This window comes from Rhodoferax sp. (assembly GCF_039922535.1).
Taxonomy (GTDB): Bacteria; Pseudomonadota; Gammaproteobacteria; order Burkholderiales; family Burkholderiaceae_C; genus Rhodoferax_B.
On record NZ_JBDTEM010000016.1, the window covers coordinates 1 to 4,757 of the forward strand.

General features: G+C 60.6%; 5 protein-coding genes. 1 reads left to right on the top strand and 4 read right to left on the bottom strand.

The features are described from left to right. Positions 1-121 precede the first annotated feature (121 nt). Entirely contained in the window at positions 122-472 is a 351-nt protein-coding gene (locus tag ABI213_RS00450) for a nucleotide pyrophosphohydrolase (protein WP_348006493.1), read from the top strand. Positions 473-605: 133 nt separating this feature from the next. On the opposite strand, the gene ABI213_RS00455 is transcribed toward ABI213_RS00450, so the two are convergent. The 4 genes from ABI213_RS00455 to dctP form a co-directional block, all read right to left on the bottom strand. Next, positions 606-2,243, bottom strand: coding sequence for a methyl-accepting chemotaxis protein (locus tag ABI213_RS00455; protein WP_348025658.1), 1,638 nt, complete (start codon positions 2,241-2,243; stop codon positions 606-608). Positions 2,244-2,346: 103 nt separating this feature from the next. Further along, positions 2,347-3,699 (bottom strand): TRAP transporter large permease, encoded by a 1,353-nt coding sequence (locus ABI213_RS00460; protein ID WP_348025660.1) that lies wholly within the window; start codon positions 3,697-3,699, stop codon positions 2,347-2,349. 2 nt (positions 3,700-3,701) lie between these two features. Next, on the bottom strand, positions 3,702-4,184 hold the full coding sequence (locus ABI213_RS00465) for a TRAP transporter small permease (protein WP_348006496.1): 483 nt from the start codon (positions 4,182-4,184) through the stop codon (positions 3,702-3,704). 69 nt (positions 4,185-4,253) lie between these two features. After that, positions 4,254-4,757: TRAP transporter substrate-binding protein DctP (gene dctP / locus ABI213_RS00470; RefSeq protein ID WP_348025662.1), on the bottom strand; the 504-nt coding region annotated here is incomplete at its 5' end.

Genomic DNA, 4,757 nt, shown 5'->3' on the forward strand with positions numbered 1-4,757 from the left:
CGGAGGTGTTGCTGGCCTTGCTGCCCGAATGGGCGTTTACGCGGGAGCTGGATGTGGCGACGGGATTTGATGAGTTGGTGGTGCGGGCGCGTGCCGGGTTGGAACCAGGCCAAAATCCTGCATGACAACCACCATCCCCTCCCTCACCCAAGATCTGCGCGACTTCGCGGCGGCGCGCGACTGGGCACCATTCCACTCGCCCAAAAATTTGGCCGCCGCCCTGAGCGTGGAGGCCGCCGAGCTGCTGGAGCACTTCCAGTGGCTGACCGAGGAGCAAAGCCGCCATCTGCCCCAAGCCAAAAAAGACGAAGTCGGCGCCGAGGCGGCCGATGTGCTGCTGTACCTGCTGCAGCTCTGCGACAAGCTGGATATTGACCTGCTGGAGTCCGCACGGCGCAAGATGCTGGTGAATGCCGAAAAGTACCCGGTCGCCACCGCACGCGGCTCCAGCCAGAAGCACACGGCGGATTAAACGCTGCAGGCGTGCCGTGCGCCCGGGTTCAAGTGCTCTTGAAAATATAGCTGCCAGCGCAGGTGCTATCTGCGCTAGACGCTGATTTTCTCAAAAATTTAGCCTATGGGTCGGTGCGGAGTAAGGGCTGGGTTCAGGCCAGTTGCAACTTGGTTTTGGCCGTGATTTTTGGCAGCGGGGTATGGGCGGTGGGCGCAGCCAGCTTGAAGGTGTCCACCAGCTGCGTGAGGTGGGAGGCTTGGGTTTTCAGGCTTTCCGCAGCGGCGGCGGATTGCTCGACCAAGGCGGCATTTTGCTGGGTCATCTGGTCCAGTTCGGCCACCGACACGCTGACCAGGCCAATGCGCTCCGATTGGTCGGACGCGGTGGAGGTGATTTCGCCAATGATGTGCGATACACGTTGTACCGATCCTACGATTTCGGTCATGGTCTGGCCCGCATTGGCCACCAGGCGTGAACCAGCATCTACCCGGTCGACGCTGGCGGCGATCAGTACCTTGATTTCTTTGGCGGCCTGGGCCGAGCGGCCCGCCAGGCTGCGCACTTCACTGGCTACCACGGCGAAGCCCCGGCCTTGTTCCCCCGCGCGGGCCGCTTCCACGGCGGCATTCAGTGCCAGGATATTGGTCTGGAAGGCGATGCCGTCAATGACGCCAATGATGTCGGCCATTTTCTGGGAGCTGGTGATGATTTCTTCCATGGTGCGCACCACCTGGGCCACGACCTGGCCGCCGCGGCCGGCGACTTCGGCGGCGGAAGATGCCAGCTGGTTGGCTTGCCGGGCCGCATCGGCGGAGTGCTTGACGATGCCGGTCAGCTCCTCCATCGACACGGCGGTGTGTTGCAGGTTGGCGGCGGTGTGCTCGGTGCGCTGGCTCAGGTCCAGGTTGCCATGGGCGATTTCCACCGCCGTCGTGCTGACGTTTTGTGTGGTGTCGCGCAATTGGGCCATGGTGCTGGCCCATCGGCTGCGCATGCTTTCCAGACGGCGCAGGAGCTGGCCAGTTTCGTCGTGGCTGGCGGATTCGATGGTGTGCGACAGATCGCCCTCGGCCATGCGGTCGGCTTCCTCGACGGCGCGGCGCAGCGGCAGCTTGACGGAGCGGGTGATGAACCAGGCAGCGGCGATGCCAAAGCTGATGGCAAGGCAGGCCACGATCAACAGTACCTGGATGCCGCGGTTGGCCTGCTGCACCACATCGTCCTGGTTGTCAGCGATTTGCTGCGAGACGGTTTGCTGCAGCTTGTCGATGGTGTTGAGCCAGGTGTCTTGCGAGGCGCTCCAGGCCTCCAGATTGGTGCGCAGCTCCAGCCGGATGAGCACGGCGATGTCTTGCACGGTACCGGTCGAGCCGGCCTTTTCAACCGCTGACTGGAAGATGGCAGAGGCCTCCTTGCGGGCCGGATCTAGGCTGGCGAGCAGAGTCTTCTCGCCGTCCGCATCGGCACGCTGGGCGAACTGCTTGGACAGCTTGTCGTAGCTGTCGTAGGCAGCAGCTAGGCGCTTGTATTCCTTCGCCAGGTCCTCTGGCGTCGTCAGGATGGCCAGGTTGCGCATCGACATGCCGATTTGATTAACCTGCTGCTTCATTTGTCCTACCACCGCGACCTTGGGGCTAAGCTCGCCGCTGATGACGGTGACGCGGTGTCGGGTGTTGTGCATGCTCACCAAAGAGACTGCGGTGATGATGGCCAACAGACAGACCATGACGCCGAAGCCGATGGACAGTCGGCGGGAAATGCTGGTGTGTCCGATAAAGGGGAGGTGCATAGTCAGAGAAAAATAGGTGGGATGCCGGGGTGGCAAAGGCTGAGGTGACGGGTCTGTGGCGCGCATTGCCAACAAAAAGGGCTGCAAAAGCAGCCCTTGGGGTTTAGAACACCGGGTGTCCGGTGATCACTGACGGTAGCCAGGTGGAGAACAAAGGCACATAGGTCACCAGGTTGATGGCCACCCATATCGCCAGGTAGTAAGGCCACGCGGTTTTGGTTGCCTCACCAATCGAAATTTCGCCGATGGCGCAGCCTACAAATTGAACCGTACCCACCGGCGGATGGACCAGGCCGAGTGCGCAATTCAGTAGCAACATCATGCCAAACTGCACCGGGCCCACGCCCATCTGGATGGCCAGCGGCAGCAGCAGCGGCGTGGTGATCAGGATGTGCGCGGCCATGTCCAGGAAGATGCCCAGGAAAATCTGGATGATGTTGATGTACATCAGCATCAGCCAGGGCGTGGTGGTAGCGTGTAAGAGCGCGGCTTCGATGGCATCTGGAATTTCCAGGTAGGCCATTTGCCAGCGCAGCATGTTCGACACGCCAATCAGCAGCAAGATCACGCCGGTGGTCTTGGAGGCCTTTTTCAGCGACTTGATCAGCTTTTCCTTGTTCATGGTGCGGTAGAACATGCTGGTCAGCAGCAGCGAATAGGCCACCGCAATCGCGGCCGCTTCGGTGGCGGTGGTGACACCACCCATCACGCAGCCCAGAATCACCCCAATCACCATCAGGCCCGGAATGGCCGCGACGAAGGTGACCAGCACCGCATACCAGCCGGGGAACTTCTCCAGCATCGACGAGCCGTCGGGCCGCTTGGGGAAGCCGTTTTTGTTGGCTTGCCAGTAGGCGGCTATCAGCATGCAGACCATGATCCAGAACACGGGCACCAGACCGGCGAACATCAGGTCACCAATCGACACACCGCGGATCACGTGGCCACCGATCATGCCGGTGGCAGCCTGGGCTGCAAACGCATAAATGATCATGTTGTGCGAGGTGGGCATCAGCGCACCGGTCAGCGAGGCGTGGGTGGTGACGTTCACCGCATAGTCGGCGCTGTAACCTTCGCGCTTCATGATCGGAATCATCACGCCGCCCATGGCCGAGGTGTCGGCAATCGGCGAGCCCGAGACACCGCCAAACAGCGTGCTGGCCATCACGTTGGCCAGGCCCAGCCCGCCCTTCATGTGGCCGACCAGGCTGCGCGCAAAGTTGAGGATCTTGTCGGCAATGCCGCCGTGCAGCATTAGTTCACCGGAGAAGATGAAGAACGGAATCGCCAGGAACGAAAACACGTTCATGCCCGACACCATCATCTGCATGGCGGTGGCCAGCGGCAGGCCTTCTACGGCAAAAGTGGCCAGGCAGCTCAGGCCGATGGCAAACGCCACCGGAACGCCCAGCACGAGAAAGAGCAAAAAGCTCAGAGAGAGTACAGCGAGTTCCATGGTCAGGCCGTGGCTTTCTTGGTGAACAGTGCCAGCAGATGCTGAACTGAAAACAGGACGATGAGGACGCCTGCGATGATGGGGGGCAGGTAGCGGAAAGCTTCGGAAATGCCCAGCGTGGGGATGGTGTCATGCCGGGTGGAGGTCGCCATGTGTTCGCAGCCATACAGCAGTACTACGGCAAAGGTGATGACGAATAGCTGCACCACTACATTGCACAAGAACTGGCCTTTGGCGGGCAGCAGCTTGACGGCCGAGTCCAGTCCAATGTGGCCGGCATCGTGCACGCCCGCAGCGGCACCAAACATGGCCACCGATATCACCAGCAGCAGGGCCACCTGCTCTACATACGGCGGCGCGTCGTTGAAGGCATAGCGCATCACCACGCCGTAAATGACCACTAGGCCCAGTGCGGCCAGGCACACACTGGCCAGGCGCAAAACCAAGTTGGACAGGTGTGCGTTGATTGATTTGAATAATTCCATGGTGCAGACTCAGCAACACCGCGTTGCCGCCGCGCCAGTCGGCATGGCGGCAACCACGGTGTATTGGGTTTATTTGACGTTGACGATCTCTTGCACCAGAGCCTTCAGTTCAGGCGTGGTGGCAAACTTGTCCCACACTGGCTTTTCTGCGTCCACGAAGCTCTTCTTGTCGATTTCGGCAGCAGGAATAATCTTGGCACCGCTCTTCAAGACCTCGGCACGGGCTTCTTTTTCCTTGGTTTCCCACAGGCCGACGTAGTACGGAACCGATGCCTTGGCCGCCTTGCGCAGCGAGGCTTGTTCTACAGGGGTCAGCGTGTCCCAGATCTTCTTGGAGAACACCACGATTTCGGGTGTCATCACGTGCATGGTTTCAGAGAAGATGGGGGCCGACTCGAAATGCTTGGTTTCGTCGTAGGAAGGGAGGTTGTTTTCGGCAGCATCCACCAGGCCGGTCTTCAGGCCGGTGTAGACCTCGGCAAACGGCATCGGGGTGGGCGAAGCGCCCATGGCGTTCACCATGGCCACCATCAGGTCAGATGGCTGCACGCGGATCTTGATGCCCTTCATGTC